This window comes from Streptomyces sp. NPDC008163, from assembly GCF_042956885.1.
GTDB classification, from domain to species: Bacteria; Actinomycetota; Actinomycetes; order Streptomycetales; family Streptomycetaceae; genus Streptomyces; species Streptomyces drozdowiczii_A.
Genome location: NZ_JBIBHG010000010.1, coordinates 100,453 through 117,401 on the forward strand (window position 1 = coordinate 100,453; position 16,949 = coordinate 117,401).

Annotated in this window: 16 protein-coding genes and 1 pseudogene; 10 read left to right on the forward strand and 7 right to left on the reverse strand. The window is 73.5% G+C overall.

Going from position 1 to position 16,949, the window contains the following annotated elements; genetic code table 11:
• Positions 1–206: 206 nt before the first annotated feature.
• The 5 genes from fabG to ACFZAT_RS22440 all read left to right on the forward strand — a co-directional run bounded on the left by fabG (position 207) and on the right by ACFZAT_RS22440 (position 4,819).
• Complete coding sequence (fabG, locus tag ACFZAT_RS22420; RefSeq protein ID WP_383305048.1) at positions 207–968, forward strand: 3-oxoacyl-ACP reductase FabG; 762 nt, start codon at positions 207–209, stop codon at positions 966–968.
• A gap of 20 nt (positions 969–988) precedes the next feature.
• Positions 989–1,744, forward strand: coding sequence for a glucose 1-dehydrogenase (locus ACFZAT_RS22425; protein ID WP_391266216.1), 756 nt, complete (start codon positions 989–991; stop codon positions 1,742–1,744).
• A 117-nt stretch (positions 1,745–1,861) separates the two neighbouring features.
• The gene (locus ACFZAT_RS22430) at positions 1,862–3,454 is read left to right on the forward strand and encodes an ABC transporter substrate-binding protein (protein WP_391266219.1); all 1,593 of its coding nucleotides are present in this window, start codon (positions 1,862–1,864) and stop codon (positions 3,452–3,454) included.
• Between the two features lie 102 nt (positions 3,455–3,556).
• Entirely contained in the window at positions 3,557–4,240 is a 684-nt protein-coding gene (locus ACFZAT_RS22435; protein ID WP_391266220.1) for a uracil-DNA glycosylase, read from the forward strand.
• A gap of 93 nt (positions 4,241–4,333) precedes the next feature.
• On the forward strand, positions 4,334–4,819 hold the full coding sequence (locus ACFZAT_RS22440) for a hypothetical protein (RefSeq protein ID WP_391266221.1): 486 nt from the start codon (positions 4,334–4,336) through the stop codon (positions 4,817–4,819).
• Between the two features lie 25 nt (positions 4,820–4,844).
• On the opposite strand, the gene ACFZAT_RS22445 is transcribed toward ACFZAT_RS22440, so the two are convergent.
• Together ACFZAT_RS22445 and ACFZAT_RS22450 are read right to left on the reverse strand one after the other, a co-directional pair.
• Complete coding sequence (locus ACFZAT_RS22445) at positions 4,845–5,285, reverse strand: hypothetical protein (protein WP_391266613.1); 441 nt, start codon at positions 5,283–5,285, stop codon at positions 4,845–4,847.
• 122 nt (positions 5,286–5,407) lie between these two features.
• Positions 5,408–5,995 carry a TetR family transcriptional regulator gene (locus ACFZAT_RS22450; RefSeq protein ID WP_391266223.1) on the reverse strand — a complete coding sequence of 196 codons (588 nt, stop codon included), beginning with the start codon at positions 5,993–5,995 and terminating at the stop codon, positions 5,408–5,410.
• 93 nt (positions 5,996–6,088) lie between these two features.
• Between ACFZAT_RS22450 and ACFZAT_RS22455 the strand changes: the two genes are divergently transcribed.
• Together ACFZAT_RS22455 and ACFZAT_RS22460 are read left to right on the forward strand one after the other, a co-directional pair.
• Positions 6,089–7,303 carry an FAD-dependent monooxygenase gene (locus ACFZAT_RS22455; RefSeq protein WP_391266227.1) on the forward strand — a complete coding sequence of 405 codons (1,215 nt, stop codon included), beginning with the start codon at positions 6,089–6,091 and terminating at the stop codon, positions 7,301–7,303.
• 19 nt (positions 7,304–7,322) lie between these two features.
• The gene (locus ACFZAT_RS22460) at positions 7,323–8,222 is read left to right on the forward strand and encodes a Gfo/Idh/MocA family oxidoreductase (protein WP_391266231.1); all 900 of its coding nucleotides are present in this window, start codon (positions 7,323–7,325) and stop codon (positions 8,220–8,222) included.
• Positions 8,223–8,230: 8 nt separating this feature from the next.
• Here ACFZAT_RS22460 and lnt read toward each other — a convergent pair.
• Both lnt and ACFZAT_RS22470 read right to left on the reverse strand, forming a co-directional pair.
• A pseudogene (gene lnt, locus ACFZAT_RS22465) lies at positions 8,231–9,799 on the reverse strand (apolipoprotein N-acyltransferase); the annotation flags it as partial.
• 92 nt (positions 9,800–9,891) lie between these two features.
• Positions 9,892–10,761: a universal stress protein gene (locus tag ACFZAT_RS22470; protein ID WP_391266232.1), complete on the reverse strand. Its 870-nt coding sequence runs from the start codon at positions 10,759–10,761 to the stop codon at positions 9,892–9,894.
• A gap of 151 nt (positions 10,762–10,912) precedes the next feature.
• On the opposite strand from ACFZAT_RS22470, the gene ACFZAT_RS22475 reads away from it, so the two are divergent.
• The gene (locus ACFZAT_RS22475) at positions 10,913–11,290 is read left to right on the forward strand and encodes a hypothetical protein (RefSeq protein ID WP_199879199.1); all 378 of its coding nucleotides are present in this window, start codon (positions 10,913–10,915) and stop codon (positions 11,288–11,290) included.
• A 48-nt stretch (positions 11,291–11,338) separates the two neighbouring features.
• Here ACFZAT_RS22475 and ACFZAT_RS22480 read toward each other — a convergent pair whose 3' ends face one another.
• The gene (locus ACFZAT_RS22480) at positions 11,339–12,211 is read right to left on the reverse strand and encodes an undecaprenyl-diphosphate phosphatase (protein WP_391266233.1); all 873 of its coding nucleotides are present in this window, start codon (positions 12,209–12,211) and stop codon (positions 11,339–11,341) included.
• A gap of 187 nt (positions 12,212–12,398) precedes the next feature.
• Entirely contained in the window at positions 12,399–13,109 is a 711-nt protein-coding gene (locus tag ACFZAT_RS22485; protein WP_391266234.1) for a VTT domain-containing protein, read from the reverse strand.
• A gap of 366 nt (positions 13,110–13,475) precedes the next feature.
• On the opposite strand from ACFZAT_RS22485, the gene tuf reads away from it, so the two are divergent.
• Positions 13,476–14,645, forward strand: a complete 1,170-nt coding sequence (gene tuf / locus ACFZAT_RS22490) for an elongation factor Tu (RefSeq protein ID WP_391266235.1) — start codon at positions 13,476–13,478, stop codon at positions 14,643–14,645.
• A 166-nt stretch (positions 14,646–14,811) separates the two neighbouring features.
• On the forward strand, positions 14,812–15,657 hold the full coding sequence (locus ACFZAT_RS22495) for a fused MFS/spermidine synthase (RefSeq protein WP_391266236.1): 846 nt from the start codon (positions 14,812–14,814) through the stop codon (positions 15,655–15,657).
• Here the strand turns inward: ACFZAT_RS22495 and ACFZAT_RS22500 are convergent.
• Positions 15,619–16,932 carry an MFS transporter gene (locus tag ACFZAT_RS22500; protein ID WP_391266237.1) on the reverse strand — a complete coding sequence of 438 codons (1,314 nt, stop codon included), beginning with the start codon at positions 16,930–16,932 and terminating at the stop codon, positions 15,619–15,621. The two genes, ACFZAT_RS22495 and ACFZAT_RS22500, sit on opposite strands and share 39 nt — an antisense overlap.
• Between the last annotated feature and the right edge of the window lie 17 nt (positions 16,933–16,949).

Genomic DNA, 16,949 nt, shown 5'->3' on the forward strand with positions numbered 1-16,949 from the left:
CCGGGCCGCCGTCCGCCCCCCGGGTGACAGCGGCCCGGCGGAGTGTGACATGCACCGCTGCGCCCGTGGCCCGTTGACACCGGGTGCCAGGGCTTCTAGCGTCTCGTCTGCTGAAGGTACTAAGCGGTTGCTCAGTCATCGGGCGGTTTCTCTCCGGAGCCCCCGACGTCCGCTGAGCCGCTATCCAAGGGCGAGGAGAGCCAAGCATGTCGACCAGCGAGCAGCGCGTAGCCATCGTGACGGGAGCGGCCCGGGGCATCGGTGCCGCCACCGCGGTACGTCTGGCGGCCGAGGGCCGCGCCGTCGCCGTACTCGACCTCGACGAGGCGGCCTGCAAGGACACCGTCGAGAAGATCACGGCCGCCGGGGGCAAGGCCCTCGCCGTCGGCTGCGACGTGTCGGACAGTGCCCAGGTGGAGGCCGCCGTCGCGCGGGTCGCCGCCGAGCTCGGCGCCCCGACCATCCTCGTCAACAACGCGGGCGTGCTCCGCGACAACCTGCTCTTCAAGATGAGCGAGTCCGACTGGGACACCGTGATGAACGTGCACCTCAAGGGCGCGTTCCTGATGGCCAAGGCCGTCCAGAAGCACATGGTGGACGCCAAGTTCGGCCGTATCGTCTCGCTGTCCTCCTCCTCGGCCCTCGGCAACCGCGGCCAGGCCAACTACTCGGCGGTCAAGGCCGGTCTCCAGGGCTTCACCAAGACGCTCGCCAAGGAGCTCGGCAAGTTCGGCATCACCGCCAACGCCGTCGCGCCCGGCTTCATCGTCACCGAGATGACCGCGCAGACCGCGGCCCGCGTCGGCATGGGCTTCGAGGAGTTCCAGGCGGCCGCCGCGACGCAGATCCCGGTCCAGCGCGTCGGCGTCCCCGACGACATCGCCAACGCCATCGCCTTCTTCACGGGCGACGCCGCGGGCTTCGTCTCCGGCCAGGTCATGTACGTGGCCGGCGGACCGCTCAACTGACGCGAAGGGCTGCGGACACCATGACTGTGCAGGACAGCGGCAAGGTCGCGCTGATCACCGGCGCGAGCCGGGGCATCGGCTACGGCATCGCGCAGGCGCTCGTGGAGCGCGGCGACCGGGTGTGCATCACCGGACGCAACGAGGACGCCCTGAAGGAGGCCGTCGAGACGCTCGGCGCCGACCGGGTCATCGGCGTCGCGGGCAAGGCGCACGACGAGGCGCACCAGGAGGTGGCCGTCGCCCGCGCCATGGAGGCGTTCGGCCGGGTCGACTTCCTGGTCAACAACGCGGGCACCAACCCGGTCTTCGGGCCCATCGCGGAGCTCGACCTGAACGTCGCCCGCAAGGTCTTCGAGACCAACGTGGTCTCGGCGCTCGGCTTCGCCCAGCAGACCTGGAAGGCGTGGCAGAAGGAGAACGGCGGGGCGATCGTCAACATCGCCTCGGTCGCCGGTGTCTCCGCCTCGCCGTTCATCGGCGCCTACGGGATGAGCAAGGCGGCCATGGTCAACCTGACCCTCCAGCTGGCGCACGAGTTCGCGCCGGTGGTCCGGGTCAACACGATCGCGCCGGCGGTCGTCAAGACCCGTTTCGCCCAGGCGCTCTACGAGGGCCGCGAGGAGGAGGCCGCGGCCGCCTACCCGCTCGGCAGGCTCGGGGTCCCGGAGGACATCGGCGGGGCCGCCGCCTTCCTGACCTCCGACCAGTCCGCGTGGATCACGGGCCAGACCCTGGTGGTCGACGGGGGCATTTTCCTGAATGCCGGAGTCGGCTGATCCGGCCTGGGCCGATATGGCCCCGATTGCCTCAAGTGCCCCGCCGGACCTGCGGATTGACCCGGTGGGGCGCTGCGGTATGGTCTGCCGACCCATGGCTGATCGAGGAGCGTGCACGTGTTCTACCGGGCCAGTCTGCAAGCCGCTGCAGCCCTTGCGTCCCTGTCCTTGCTGGCCGGCTGCGGGCTGTTGCCCGGCGGTGGCTCGGAGGTGGACCAGAAGCTCGCGGTCGGGACGACCAGTGAGCCCTCGACCCTCGACCCGGCGGCGGCGTGGGACGGTTCCTGGGAGCTGATGCGCAACGTCTTCCAGACCCTGGTGAGCTTCCCCACCGGCAGTACGAAGCCCGAGCCGGACGCGGCCGAGGAGTGCAGGTTCACCGACCGCACCAGCACCGCCTACCGGTGCACGCTCCGCAAGGGGCTGAAGTTCTCCAACGGCGACAAGCTGGACGCCGCGGCCGTGAAGTACTCCATCGACCGGATCTCGGAGATCGGGGTCAAGGGCGGACCCGTCGGCATGCTCGGCTCGCTCGACCGGGTCGAGACCAAGGGCGACGACGTCGTCATCTTCAACCTGAAGAAGCCCGACGCCACCTTCCCGTTCGTCCTCGCAACCCCGGCCATGTCCCTGGTCGCGCCGAGCGCGTACGCGAAGCACAAGATCCGCGACGACGGCAAGGTCATCGGTTCCGGCCCCTACCTGCTGGACTCCTACAAGCAGGGCGACCGCTCCGAACTGGTGAAGAACCCCGACTACAAGGGCTTCGCCGACCGCAAGAACGACGCCGTGACCATCCGGTACTTCAAGGAGTCGGGCGCCATGGTGAAGGCGCTGCGGGACAACGAGATCGACGCCACCTACCGCGGTCTGTCCGCCGAGGACGTCGTCAGCATCGAGGACAGCAGGAGCAACAGCAACGGGCAGGGCGGCGACCTCCAGATCGTGGAGTCCACCGGCGCCGACATCCGCTTCCTGGTGTTCAACCCGAATGACCCCGCCGCCGGGAAACCGGCCGTCCGGCGGGCGATAGCCCAGCTGGTCGACCGGGACGCGCTCGTCGCCAAGGTCTACCGGGGCACGGCCGAACCGCTGTACTCGATGGTCCCCAAGGGCATCGCCACGCACACCACCAGCTTCTTCGACACCTTCGGCAACCCCAGCAAGGACAAGGCCCGCCAGATCCTGGCCGACGCGCACATCACCACGCCCGTCCCCATGACCTTCTGGTACACCACCGACCGCTACGGCTCATCGACCGAGCCCGAGTTCGGTGAACTGAAGCGCCAGCTGGAGGAGTCCGGGCTCTTCCGTATCACCCTGAAGCACCGGCCGTGGAAGACCTTCCAGGAGGGCTTCACCAAGGGGGAGTACCCGGTCTTCGGACGCGGCTGGTTCCCCGACTTCCCGGACCCGGACAACTTCATCGCCCCCTTCGTGGGCAAGAACAGCGTGACGGGCATGCCGTACGTGAAGGACGAGATCACCAAGCAGCTGCTGCCCCAGTCCCGCCGGCAGAGCGACCGGGGCGCGGTCGCCAAGGAGTTCGAGCGGGCCCAGAAGATCCTGGTGGACGACGTGCGGCTGCTGCCGCTGTGGCAGGGCAAGCTGTACGTGGCGGAGGGCGAGGACATCGGCGGCGGCGAGCGCGCCCTGGACCCGCAGACCGTCATGCAGATGTGGGAGCTGTACCGCAAGGCCAGTTGGTGACACCGCGCGGGCGGGCCCCGGTGGCCCGCCCGGACCGCGCTGTCAGTGGCGCCCGGTAGGTTCTGGGAGCAAGAACGGATTGCTTACCGGAGGTTGTTTCACGTGACCGACACCGACCTGCTGCCCGAGTCCTGGCGCGGCGTCCTCGGCGAGGAGCTGCAGAAGCCGTACTTCAAGGAGCTCACCGAGTTCGTCGAGGAGGAGCGCTCCGCCGGACCGGTCTACCCTCCCCGGGAGCAGGTGTTCGCGGCCCTCGAAGCGACCCCGTACGACCAGGTGAAGGTCCTCGTCCTCGGCCAGGACCCCTACCACGGCGAGGGCCAGGGGCACGGCCTCTGCTTCTCGGTGCGGCCCGGCGTGAAGACCCCGCCCTCGCTGCGCAACATCTACAAGGAGATGAAGGAGGAGCTGGGCCTGCCCGTCCCGGACAACGGCTATCTGATGCCGTGGGCCGAGCAGGGCGTCCTGCTGCTCAACGCGGTGCTCACCGTCCGTGCGGGCGAGGCCAACTCGCACAAGGGCAAGGGCTGGGAGAAGGTCACCGACGCCGTGATCCGGGCCGTCGCCGCCCGCCCCGACCCGGCGGTCTTCGTCCTCTGGGGCAATTACGCGCAGAAGAAGCTCCCCCTGATCGACACCGAGCGCCACGTGGTGGTGAAGGGCGCCCACCCCTCGCCGCTGTCCGCGAAGAAGTTCTTCGGCTCCCGCCCCTTCACCCAGATAAACGAGGCCGTCGCCCAGCAGGGCCACCAGCCCATCGACTGGCGCATCCCCGACCTGGGCTGAGCGCCCTTGAGCCTCCACGCGTCCGCCCGTTCCGAGGGCTAGCGTCGGAAGCCGGACCGCCGGGTTCGGGCGGGTGGGTGCGAGGAGGCCTTGGTGACGGAGCAGCGGGAGGCGTCGGAGGACGTCTTCATGACCAGGATCGGCCAGGCGGTCATGCTGCTGCACGGAGGCGACCGGGAGGAGGCCCGCAACCGCTTCACCGTGCTCTGGTCCGAGATCGGCGACGGGGGCGACGCCCTGCACCGGTGCACCCTGGCGCACTACATGGCCGATACGCAGGACGACCCGGCCGACGAGCTGGCCTGGGATCTGCGCGCGCTGACCGCCGCCCGTGCCCTGGTCGACGAGGGAGCGGCCGGGGAGCGGGACGCGCTCGCGATGCGCGCCTTCTATCCGTCGCTGCACCTCAACCTCGCCGCGGACTACATGAAGCTCCAGCGCCCGGGGGCGGCCCGGGACCACCTGGAGCGGGCCCGGGCAGCCTCGGCGGTGCTGGCCGACGACGGCACGGACGACGGATACGGGGGCGGCGTCCGGGCGGCGATCGGCCGGCTGGAGCGGCGGCTGCGCGAGTGGTGACCGGTGCCTTCGGAGCGCCGCCGCCTCACCGCCCGTAGGTGTGGTCGCAGATCCGGGACTGCGGGCTGCCCGCGGGCCAGTGGCCGTAGCCCCGGCCGAGATCGCACACCCCGGACCCGCCGCCGGGTGCGGGCAGAGCGGGGACGGGGGCGGGCGGGGCGATCCGGCGCGGCAGCGGCAGGTCCGGGGCGGGCGCGGGCCGCCGCGGCAGCGGCAACCGGGGTCCGGCGGGCCGCGCGGCCGGGCGCCCCGGCGACGGCTCGTGCGTGGCGGACGGCGAGACCGCGCGGGACGGCTTCGCCTTCGGTACGGCCTCCAGCGTGTCGTGGACCGGCGGCCCGGCGGTCTGCGGGGCCAGGTCATGGGCCGGCCGGCTGACCCCCGGGCGCGGCGGGGCGGCCGGACGCGGCTGGACGGACACGCACCCGGACAGGGCCGCGACCGTGAGGCCGACCAGGAGTTTCACGGCGGTACTCGTTCGTTGCACGTGATCAACTCTGCGGGGCCGGTGACCGGTCCGGGCCGCCGTCGCCCCCGATCCGCCCGCACGAGTGACGCCGGTCAGCACGGCGCCTCGGAAACAACGCGTCAGGGACCCAGCATCCCGCGCAGCAGCTCGCCGAAGCCCGTCCGCAGCTCCGCCTCACTCGGCTCGTCGCGGTGGTAGGAGCCGGCCGCGCACGAGAACATCAGCCCCTCGCACCAGGCCACCAGGGACAGCGTGTGCCGTTCCGGTGCCGGCGACCCGGCCGCCGTCATCAGCGCCACCAGCGGGGCGCGGAACTGCATGCCCGTCGCGTCGAAGAACTCCCGCAGCTCGGGGCGGCGGGTGGCCTCCAGCGCCAGTTCGTACCGGCAGACCAGCAGCTCCGGGTGGTGTGTCAGATAGCGGTGCAGCGCTCGGGCGAGACCCGCGACCAGCTCGCTGGTGTCCGTGCCCGTCCCGAGCCCGCCGGGCGCCAGGACCCGTCCCTCGCGCTCCGCCAGCCGTCGCACAGCCGCCTCCAGCAGGGCCTGCCGGGTCCGGGCGTGGTTGGACGTCGAGCCCTGGGGCAGCCCGGCCCGCTCGTCCACCGCCCGGTGCGTCAGCCCCCGCATGCCGCGCTCCGCGAGGAGGGCGAGCGCGGCGTCGGCGATCAGTTCGGCCCGGTCGGAGCCGGTGGGGCGTGCGGTCATGGGGCCAACCTACCGTCGCGACTACAGCTGTAGTACGTTGGACCGTGGCACTACAGATGTAGTTGCCGCGCTTCTCGGACCGGAGGGAACGTCATGGACAAGCGCCGTGCGGTCGTCATCGGCAGCGGGATCGGCGGACTCACCGCCGCCCTCGCCCTGCACCGGTCCGGCTGGCGGGTCAGCGTGCTGGAACGCGCCGACTCCCTGGAGCCCGTCGGCGCCGGCATCGGGCTCGCCCCCAACGCCCAGCGCGCGCTCGACGTCGTCGGCCTCGGCGACGAGATCAGGTCCCTGGCCGCCTGGCAGGGCGAGGGCGGGATGCGCGCGCCGTCCGGCCGCTGGCTCTCGCGCACCGACGCCTCGGCCGCGGCCGAACGGTTCGGCGGCCCCCTGGTCCTCGTGCACCGCTCCGTCCTCATCGACCGCATCGCCGCCCGGCTCCCCGCCTCCGCCCTCCGCACCGGCTGCCCGGCCCGCCTGACCGACCCCGGCACCGCGGGCGGCGCCCCCGCCGTCGTCGCCACGCCGGCCGGGGCGATCGAGGCCGAACTCGTCGTCGGCGCCGACGGCATCCACTCCGGTGTCCGCAGCGTCCTCTTCCCGGACGCCCCCGGTCCCTCCTACGCGGGCTTCACCACCTGGCGCGTCGTCGTCCCCGCCCCGGACCGCCCCTTCCCGCCGCACGAGACCTGGGGGCGCGGCGCGCTGTGGGGCACCCAGCCGCTCAAGGACGGCCGGATCTACGCGTACGCGGCGGCGACCGCCCCCGCCGGGGGGCGCGCGGCCGACGACGAGAAGGCCGAACTCCTGCGCCGCTTCGGCGACTGGCACGACCCGGTCCCCGAAATCATCGCCGCCACCGCACCCGAGAAGGTCCTCCGCAACGACGTGTACCGGATGGCCGACCCCCTCCCCGCCTTCCACCGGGGCCGCACCGTGCTGCTCGGGGACTCCGCCCACGCCATGGCCCCCACCCTCGGCCAGGGCGGCAACCAGGCCATCGAGGACGGCATCGTCCTCGCCCGCCACGTGGCCCCCGGCCGGGACCTGGGCGCCGGACTCGCCGCGTACACCGCCGACCGGCTGCCGCGTACCGCCGCCGTCGTCCGCAAGGCCGACCAGGTGTCGAGGCTCATGAGCCTCAGCAGTGCCCCGGCCGTCGCCGCACGCGACTTCCTCATGTCCACGGTCTCCCGCCTCGGCCCCGGTCTCGTCCTGCGCACCTTCGACGGGATCGCCGACTGGCGGCCCCCGGGCGCCACGTATGCTGCCGGGACGACGGAGGAGGCGCCCGGCACACGGCGCTGACCAGCGAGAGGAACACCCTGTGAAGGTCGGCTGCATCGGGCTCGGGGACATCGCGCGGAAGGCGTACCTGCCGGTGCTCGGCACCCTGCCGGGCATCGAACTGCACCTCCAGACCCGCACCCGGGCCACCCTGGACGAGGTCGCCGCCGCCCATCGCATCCCGGCGGACCGGTGCCACCAGGACCTCGGCCCGCTGCTCGCCCAGGGGCTCGACGCCGCGTTCGTGCACGCCTCGACCGCCGCCCATCCCGAGATCGTGGGCCGGCTGCTCGACGCGGGCGTCCCCACGTACGTCGACAAGCCGCTCGCGTACACGCTCGAGGAGTCCACCCGCCTGGTCGAGCTCGCCGAGGCGCGCTCCACCGGCCTCGCCGTCGGCTTCAACCGCCGGCTGGCCCCGGGCTACGCCCAGTGCGCGGAGCACCCGCGCGAGCTGATCCTCCTCCAGAAGAACCGCGTCGGGCTCCCCGAGGAGCCCCGGACCATGGTGTACGACGACTTCATCCACGTCGTGGACACCCTGCGCTTCCTGGCGCCCGGCCCCGTCGAGCGCACGGTGGTCAGCGGCCGGCTCGTGGACGGTCTGCTGCACCACGTGGTGCTGCAGCTCTCCGGCGACGGCTTCACCGCGATCGGAGCGATGAACCGGCTCAGCGGTTCGACCGAGGAACGGCTCGAAGTCTCCGGCCAGGACTCCAAGCGCGAGGTGCTCAACCTCGCGGAGGTCATCGACCACAAGGGCCAGCCGAGCGTGCGACGGCGCGGCGACTGGGTCCCGGTGGCCCGTCAGCGCGGCATCGAGCAGGCCGTCCTGGCCTTCCTGGACGCCGTACACGAGGGCCGCACGCCGAGCGCCCGGGACGCCCTGGAGACCCATGAGCTGTGCGAGCGCGTCCTGCGGGAGCTGGACGCGGCCTAAAGACTCTGCGTCGCGGTCTTCACCGGCCGCGTACGCCTCCGGGCGCGCACCCCTCGTACGCCCTCCGCCGCACAGAAGACGGCCAGCACCCCCAGCGCCCCGTACACCGGCCAGTCGCCCAGGCGCACGTAGAGCGTCGTGCCCCGGGCCAGTGGCACCCCGTAGACGGCGGTGCCGCTGGTCCCCGTGCCGAGGCGGGGCCCGACGGGCTCGCCCCCGGGGCCGTACACCGCGCTCACGCCCGTGAGCGTCGCGTGCACCATCGGACGGCCGCTCTCCGCGGCCCGCAGCGCGCCGAGCGAGGCGTGCTGGCCCGGCGCCCAGCCGTGCTGGAAGGACGAGGTGGAGGACTGGGCGACCAGGAGTCCCGCCCCGTCCCGGACCAGACGCCGGCTCATGTCGGGGAAAGCGGACTCGAAGCAGACCAGCGGGCCGATGCGCAGTCCGTCGGCGCCGGGCACCCGCATCGTGACCGGGCTCGTGCCGCGCAGCCGGTCCTCGCCCGCCGCCCGGCCCATCGAGGTCGCCCAGCCGAGCGCCGACCGGGCCGGGATGTACTCACCGAACGGCACCAGCCGCATCTTGTCGTACCGGTCCCCGGTGAGCCCGTCCGGTCCGACCAGCACGGCGCTCTTGAAGATCCCCGTACGCCCCGCCGCGTCGGTCTGCCGGGCGTCCACGTTCACCAGGACGTCCGCGCCCACCGTCCGCGACAGCGCCGCGAGCCGGGCCGCGACCTCCGGCCGCCGGGCCGGGTCGACCCCGACACTGCTCTCGCCCCACACCACCAGGTCGACGCCCCTGCCGGCGAGCGACCGCGTCAGCTCCTCGCTGAGGGCCAACCTCCGCCCAATGCTCCCCGGACCCTCCACGACCCCGGGCTGCACGACCGCCACCCTGGCCGTGCCCGTCCGCTCGGGCTGCGGCGCCCACGCCCAGGCCGCACCGGCCACCAGCGCCCCCACCAGGAGCGACACGGCGGCCGCGGCCCGGGCGGCGGAGTGCACCAGCAGCACGGTGACCGCCGTGTTCACCGCCACCACCAGCAGGCTCACCAGCCACACCCCGCCCACCGAGGCCAGCCGGAGCGCCGGTACCACCTGCCACTGGCTCGCCCCCAGCAGCCCCCACGGCCCGCCCAGCGCCTCCCAGGACCGCACCAGCTCGATCATCAGCCAGCCGCACGGGACCACGACCACCGCCGCGACCGCCGCCCGCCCGCTCACCGGGCCCCGCAGCAGCCGGTGCACCAGCAGCCCCCACGGCGCCCACAGCAGACCCAGCAGCGCCGCGAGGATCACGATGAACACATGCAGGCTCGGCATCAGCCAGTGGTGCACGGCGACCATGTAACCCGTGCCGCCCAGCCACGCGTCCCGCGCCGCCGCGCGCCCGGTCCCGGCGGACCGGACCAGCAACAGCAGCGGGACCAGGCAGACGTAGGCGAACCACCAGAGCGAGGGCGCGGGGAAGGCCAGGGCCGGCAGCGCACCGGCCACCAGAGCGGCGGCCGCGCGCCCCGGGGTCCGGTCCAGCACGCGCGCGCCCCGCTCGCGCCACCCGGTCCACGCACCCATGCCGCACCTCCTCGCCCCGCCCGCCGGCGGGTCCGTCCCCCGGCCGGTCCCGATCTTCTGCCCAGTGTGCGGCAGCGGACGCGGCCCGTCCGTCAGCAGGGGACCACGGCCACCGGGCCCATCGCGTGCGTGAGCGTCGTGTGCGCCACCGGCGACAGGCCGAGGCCCAGCGACTCACCGCCGCTCCGCCTCCCGACGACGGTCAGCGACGCCGTCGCGGACGCGGTGACCAGCGTGCGTGTCGCGGAGCCGTTGACCGGCTCCTTCATGACCTCGACCTGCGGATAGCGGGCCCGCCAGCCGGCGGTGACCTCGGCCAGCGACCGCTCGGCCGCGTCCGCCGCCGCTTCCCGGTCGAAGACCGGGCCGCCCGACAGCATCGACGAGAACATCGTCCAGCCGTGCACGATCCGCAGCCGGGCGCCCGGGTGCGCCGCCGCCGTCTCGAAGGCGAAGTCCAGCACCCCTTCGCTGCTCTCGTCGGCGGCCACCCCGGCGACGATGTCGGGGAAGACCTCGCCCGCGCCCTCACCGTCCTGCTCCTCGTCGTCACGGCCGCCGTGCACGATCACCACGGGGCACTTCGCCATGGACGCCGTCGCCAGGCTGTTGGACCCCAGCATCAGGGACCGGAACCCGCCGAGCCCCCGCGAGCCGAGCACCAGCAGCGAGGCGTCCCGGCTCAGCGAGACCAGCGCCGCCGACGGGAAGTCGAGCGGTGCGAGCGTCGTGGGCCGCAGCCCCGGAGCGGCCTGCGCGACGCGGCGCACGGCCGAGGCAAGCAGCTCGCCCGCCTCGCGCTCCTGCACCTCCTGGTCGGTGCGCCGGGCCAGCTGCCGGACATGCACGACGAGCAGCGGCCAGTTCCGTACGACCGCCTCCCGGGCCGCCCAGTCCAGCGCGTCCCAGCTGTGCGAGGAGCCGTCGACCGCCGCGATCACGGGAAGCTCGGTGTCGCTCATGGGTTCCTCTCCGCCGGCCGGACCTGCTTCGTACGCTACGGCGGCACGGGCACCGGTGCCGAGGCGGAGGCGGCCGTCCGGGCCCCGGCACGGCGTGACCTCGCCCGTCGTTGTCCCTCGGGGCCGGTCCGGCTGCGCCTATGCTCGCGGTATGGAGCAGAGCGAAGTGGTGAAGCGTGTGGTCGGCATCCTCACCGAAGCGGGGGAGATGCGCCGGCTGCTGGAGGAGAACCCGGACCGCGAGGACGCCGACACCGACTCGACCGTCGTGACCGCCCTACTCAACGAGACCATGCCCCGGATCGCCATCCCGGAGGACGCCACCGTCGAGGACGTGGTGGTCGTCGTCGGACGTGAGGTCGGCGGTGCGGTGGAACAGCTCGTCGGCGCGTTCACCCTGGCGTTCGCCATGCTCGCCCAGGTCCACGACTCCGGGCAGACGGACGTCACCTCGGCGGACGTGCTCCAGGACCTCGCCCTGCGCGCCGAGCAGTTCGGCGCCGAGGGCCCCGGGGACGCGGAGATCTGACGCGGTGCGCCGCCCCCGGTCGCGGCCGGGGGCGGCACCGTACGCACATCAGCCCGCGGACTCACCCGCGTGCGGGGACAGCGCACCGGCGCCGACGAGGACGAACAGCAGCACGCCCAGGACGATCCGGTAGATCACGAACGGCATGAAGCTCTTCGTCGTGATGAACTTCATGAACCACGCGATGACCGCGTACCCCACGCCGAACGCGATGACCGTCGCGAAGAGCGTCGGCCCCCATGCGACGTGCCCCTCGCCCGCGTCCTTCAGCTCGAAGACGCCCGAGGCGAGCACCGCCGGGACCGCCAGCAGGAACGAGTAACGCGCCGCCGCCTCCCGGGTGTAACCCATCAGCAGACCGCCGCTGATCGTGGCGCCGGACCGCGAGACGCCGGGGACGAGGGCCATCGCCTGGCAGCAGCCGTAGATCAGGCCGTCCTTGACGCCCAGTTCGCGCAGGGTCTTGCGCTGCCTGCCGGCCCGGTGCCTGCCGCCCTTCTCGTCGCGGGCGGCCATCCGGTCCGCGACGCCGAGCACGATGCCCATCACGATCAGGGTGGTGGCGATCAGCCGCAGATCGCGGAACGGGCCCTCGATCTGGTCCTGGAACGCCAGGCCCAGCACGCCGATCGGGATGGAGCCGACGATGACCAGCCACCCCATCTTGGCGTCGTGGTCGCCACGCATCGAACGGTCCGTCAGCGACCTGAACCACGCCGAGACGATCCGCGCGATGTCCTTGCGGAAGTAGATGAGGACCGCGGCCTCCGTGCCGATCTGGGTGATCGCGGTGAAGGCCGCGCCCGGGTCCTGCCAGTCGGCGAACGCCGCGGTGAGCCGCAGATGCGCGCTGGAGGAGATCGGCAGGAACTCGGTCAGTCCCTGGACGAGGCCGAGGACGAACGATTCGAACCAGCTCATGGGGCTTGGGCCATCCCGGGGTACTCGTGCGCCGGCCCCCCGCGTCGGGCGCGGGCGGCGTGCGGTGTGCGGTCACGCGAGAACAGGGCCCGGCCGGGCCCTGTCTCGTCTGTCGGTCGCGGGCAGCGTATCGCCCCCGGGTGAACGCCCGGCGACAACCCCCGCGCGCCCCGCCCCGTCGCCGTGCTCAGCCGCCCAGGCGGTGGCGACGGCGCCAGGCGACCACGGCCGCTCCGGCGCCCGTCAGCACGATGAAGCCCATCGCCGCCAGGAAGGCGGGCGAGGTCGGCGACGACGCCTCGCTGCCCGCCACCACGTAGGCGGCGGTGTTCGGGATCGAGCCCAGGGCCGTCGCCACCAGGAACGGCGGACAGCCCATGCGCGAGACGGCCGCGCAGTAATTGGCGGCGGCGAACGGCACCCCGGGGAAGAGCCGCAGCGCCAGCATCGAGCGGAAGCCGTGCCGGCTCAGCTGCCCGTCCGCCGCCCGCAGCCAGCGCCCCCGCACCAGGGTCCGCAAGGCGTCCTGGCCCAGGACCCGGACGAGCATGAAGGAGACCCCCGCGCCCAGCACCGTGCCGCCGAGCGCCGCCACGAGCCCCGCCTGCGCCCCGAACAGGGCGCCCGCGGCGAGATTCAGCAGCGGACGCGGCACGAACGCCACCGTGCAGACGCCGTACGCGAGTCCGAAGAGCACCACCGCCGTCGAGCCGCCGCCCAGCTCCCCGAGTCTCCCGGAGGTCAGCAGCCGCTGCGGGTCCAGCAGCAGCATGGCCGTCGCGGCGGCCACCAGCACGGCGACCAGCAGCGAGAGCCGGGACCACGGTGACAGCAGCACCCGCGTGCAGCGCACGGCGAGGCCGGGGGCGGGCCGGGTGTCGGGGACGACGTCGAGCATTCGGGGAGAGTAACCGACAAAGGTGTGTGATCGCCGTAATGTGCCTCCGCCGCCCGCCCCGGCGACCCGCGCCCAATCCCCGTACCGCCCGCCGTAATTCGCTCGACGGGCGGGCGGCCCCTCGGAGATGATCGGCGCATGTTCCGGTACGCCTTCCTCGCAGCGCCGTCCGCAGTCGCGGACGCGCCGAAGGCTGCCGTGTCCGCACTCGCAGCAGGTGGCGCCGCAGCGGTCACCGCTGCCGCAGCGCCCCTCGGCGGCGCCCGAAGCTGACCCTCCCCCGACTGTCCGGCGGACCCCGCGAGGGGAGGGTCGGCCGGGCCCCGGGGTCCTCACGTCACGCTTCGCATCCCAAGGAATGAACCCATGCCCAAGACGGCATACGTGCGCACCAAGCCGCACCTCAACATCGGCACCATGGGCCACGTCGACCACGGCAAGACGACCCTGACCGCCGCCATCACCAAGGTGCTCAGCGACCGCGGCACCGGCACCTTCGTCCCCTTCGACCGCATCGACCGCGCGCCCGAGGAGGCGCAGCGCGGCATCACCATCAACATCGCGCATGTCGAGTACGAGACCGGCACCCGGCACTACGCGCACATCGACATGCCCGGCCACGCCGACTACATCAAGAACATGGTCACCGGGGCCGCCCAGCTCGACGGGGCGATCCTCGTCGTCTCCGCGGTCGACGGGATCATGCCGCAGACCGCCGAGCACGTGCTGCTCGCCCGCCAGGTGGGCGTCGACCACATCGTGGTCGCGCTCAACAAGGCGGACGCCGGTGACCCCGAGCTGACCGACCTGGTCGAGCTGGAGGTGCGCGAGCTGCTGTCCGCGCACGGCTACGGCGGCGACACGGTGCCCGTCGTACGGGTGTCGGGGCTCCGCGCGCTGGAGGGCGACCCACGCTGGACGGGGGCCGTGGAGGCGCTGCTCGACGCCGTCGACACCTATGTGCCGATGCCGGTGCGCTACACCGACGCGCCGTTCCTGCTGCCGGTGGAGAACGTCCTGACCATCACCGGCCGGGGCACGGTCGTCACCGGCGCCGTGGAGCGCGGCACGGTGCGCGTCGGCGACCGGGTGGCGGTGCTCGGCCCGGACATCGAGACGGTCGTCACCGGCCTGGAGACTTTCGGCAAGCCGATGGAGTCCGCCGAGGCCGGCGACAACGTCGCGGTGCTCCTGCGCGGCGTCGAGCGCGACCGGGTGCGCCGCGGCCACGTCGTCGCGGCGCCGGGCAGCGTCACCCCGAGCCGGCGCTTCACCGCGCGGGTGTACGTCCTGTCGGGGCGCGAGGGCGGCCGCACCACCCCGGTCACCACCGGGTACCGGCCGCAGTTCTACATCCGCACGGCCGACGTGGTCGGCGACGTGGACCTCGGCGAGGCGGCGGTCGCGCGACCCGGCGACACGGTCACCATGACCGTCGAGCTGGGCCGGGACGTCCCGCTGGAGCCGGGCCTCGGCTTCGCGATCCGCGAGGGCGGCCGCACGGTCGGCGCGGGGACGGTCACGGAACTGCTCTGAGCCGGACGGGCCCCGGGGCCCGCCTTCCCCGACCCGGGGAAGGCGGGCCCGTCCGCCGCCGGCCCGGGCGGGCAGGTCCGTCCGCCGTCGGCCCGGGCGGGCAGGTCCGCCGGGAGCCTTCACCACCCGGGCGGGCCCGTCCGACGGGAGCCCTCACAATGGGACGGTGAACGAGTCGATACCCGTCATCCGGGACGTGGACCACGGCACCGCACGCCTCCTCCCGGACGTGGACCGGGACAGGGCCTGGCTGCTCACGGTCGACGGCGCCCCGCAGTCCTACGTCGACCTCGACGCGCCCGAGCACCTGGAGTTCGAGTACGCCCGTCGCCTCGGCCACGTCGTGGACTGCGCCGCGGACCCGGGCGAGCCGCTGGACGTCCTGCACCTGGGCGGCGGCGGCCTGACCCTGCCCCGCTATGTCGCGGCCACCCGCCCCGGCTCCCGGCAGGAGGTGGCGGACGCGGACCGCGGGCTGCTCGGCCTCGTCGCGGAGCACCTGCCGCTGCCCGCGGACTCCGGCATCACCGTGCACGCGGCGGACGCCCGCGCCCGGCTGGAGGAGACCCCGCCCGGCTCGGTGGATCTGCTGATCGCGGACGTCTTCGGCGGGTCCCGGGTCCCCGCCCACCTCACTTCGGTCCCGTACGCCGGGGCGGCGGCGCGGGCGCTGCGCCCCGACGGGGTCTACGCCGCGAACCTGGCCGACGGGCCGCCGTTCGGCTTCCTGCGCTCGCAGCTGGCCACCTTCGCGGCGGTCTTCGGTGAGCTGGCGCTGATCGCGGAACCGGGCGTGCTGCGCGGCCGCCGCTTCGGAAACGTGGTCCTGGTCGCCTCCCGGGCGCCGTTCGACACGGCGGCGCTGGCCCGCAGGTGCGCGGCGGACGCCTTCCCGGCGCGGGTGGAGCACGGCGCGTCGCTGGCCGCGTTCTTCAACGGGGCCCGGCCGGTCGGGGACGAGGACGCGGTGGGCTCACCCGAGCCGCCCGACGGCGCCTTCGGCGTCGGCTGAGGTGGGTGGCAGGAGCGGGGCGGCGGCCACCTCGACCGTCTCGGTCCGGCGGGTCAGATTGCGTACGTCCGGAACGAACAGCACGAGACCCGTGACGAGCACGACCAGGCCCGCGCACCCCCACAGCGCCTCGGAGCGCCCGACCAGGGACTCGACCGGTCCGGCGAGGGCGGTGGCGACCGGCACCATGGCCACCGAGCCGAACCAGTCGTAGGCGCAGACGCGCGACAGCTTCTCCTCCGGGATCTCCTGGTGCATGGCCGTCATCCAGGAGACGCCGAACACCTCGATCGCCGTACCGCTGACGAACATCACCAGGCAGAGCCAACTCGCCGACAGCGGCACGGCGAGCCCCGCCGACGGCAGGGCCAGCGGGAAGACGCAGAGCGTCCCGGCCAGCAGCAGCCGGCGCGGCTTCCACCGCATCATGAGCAGCGCCCCCGCGAGGTTGCCGACGCCGAACGCGGCGAGCGCGAAGCCCCAGGGCCGGGCGCCGCCCAGCTCGTCGCGGGCGACCAGCGGCCCGTAGACCGCCTCGGCGGCCCCGACGGCGGCGACCACCACGGAGAACTGGGCGACGATGGACCAGAGCCACGGGCGGCCCGTGAACTCCTTCCAGCCGTCCCGCAGGTCCGCGAGCAGCCCGCCCCCGGGCTCACGGGCCGGGATGTGGCTGACGTCGAGGAAGGCGCGCAGGGCTCCCGCGACCGCGAAGGCCGCCGCGTCGACGGCGAGCACCCAGCCGGGGTCCATCGCCGCGATCATGGCGCCACCGAGGGCGGCGCCGCCGATCGCGGCGCCCTGCGTCGACATCCGGAAGAGCGCGAAGGCCCGGCTCGCCTGTTCGCCGCTGACGCTCGACATCAGCATGCCCTCGGCCGCCGGACTGAAGAACGCCTGCCCGGTGCCGCAGAGCGCGGTGAGCACCATCATCTGCCACAGCTTCGGGTCGCCGGCCAGGACCAGCAGGGCGAAGAGGCCCTGCGAGACGCAGTTGAGGGTGTTGGCCGCGACCATCACCCGGTGGCGCGGCACCCGGTCGGCTATCGCCCCGCCGATGAGCAGGAACAGCACCAGGGGCACCGTCCTGGCGGCGGCGACGAGACCGACGTCACCGCCGTCGCCGCCCGTCTGGAGAACCGCGAACGCCGCCGCGATCAGCGCGCCGTGGGTGCCCAGGGCGGTGATGATCGAGGCGGCGGTCAGCAGCCGGTAGTTGCGGCCCGCCGGGACGGGGCGGGTGGTGCGGGGGGCGGGGGCGGCTGCTTCGGTCACCCAGGGACTATCGCGGC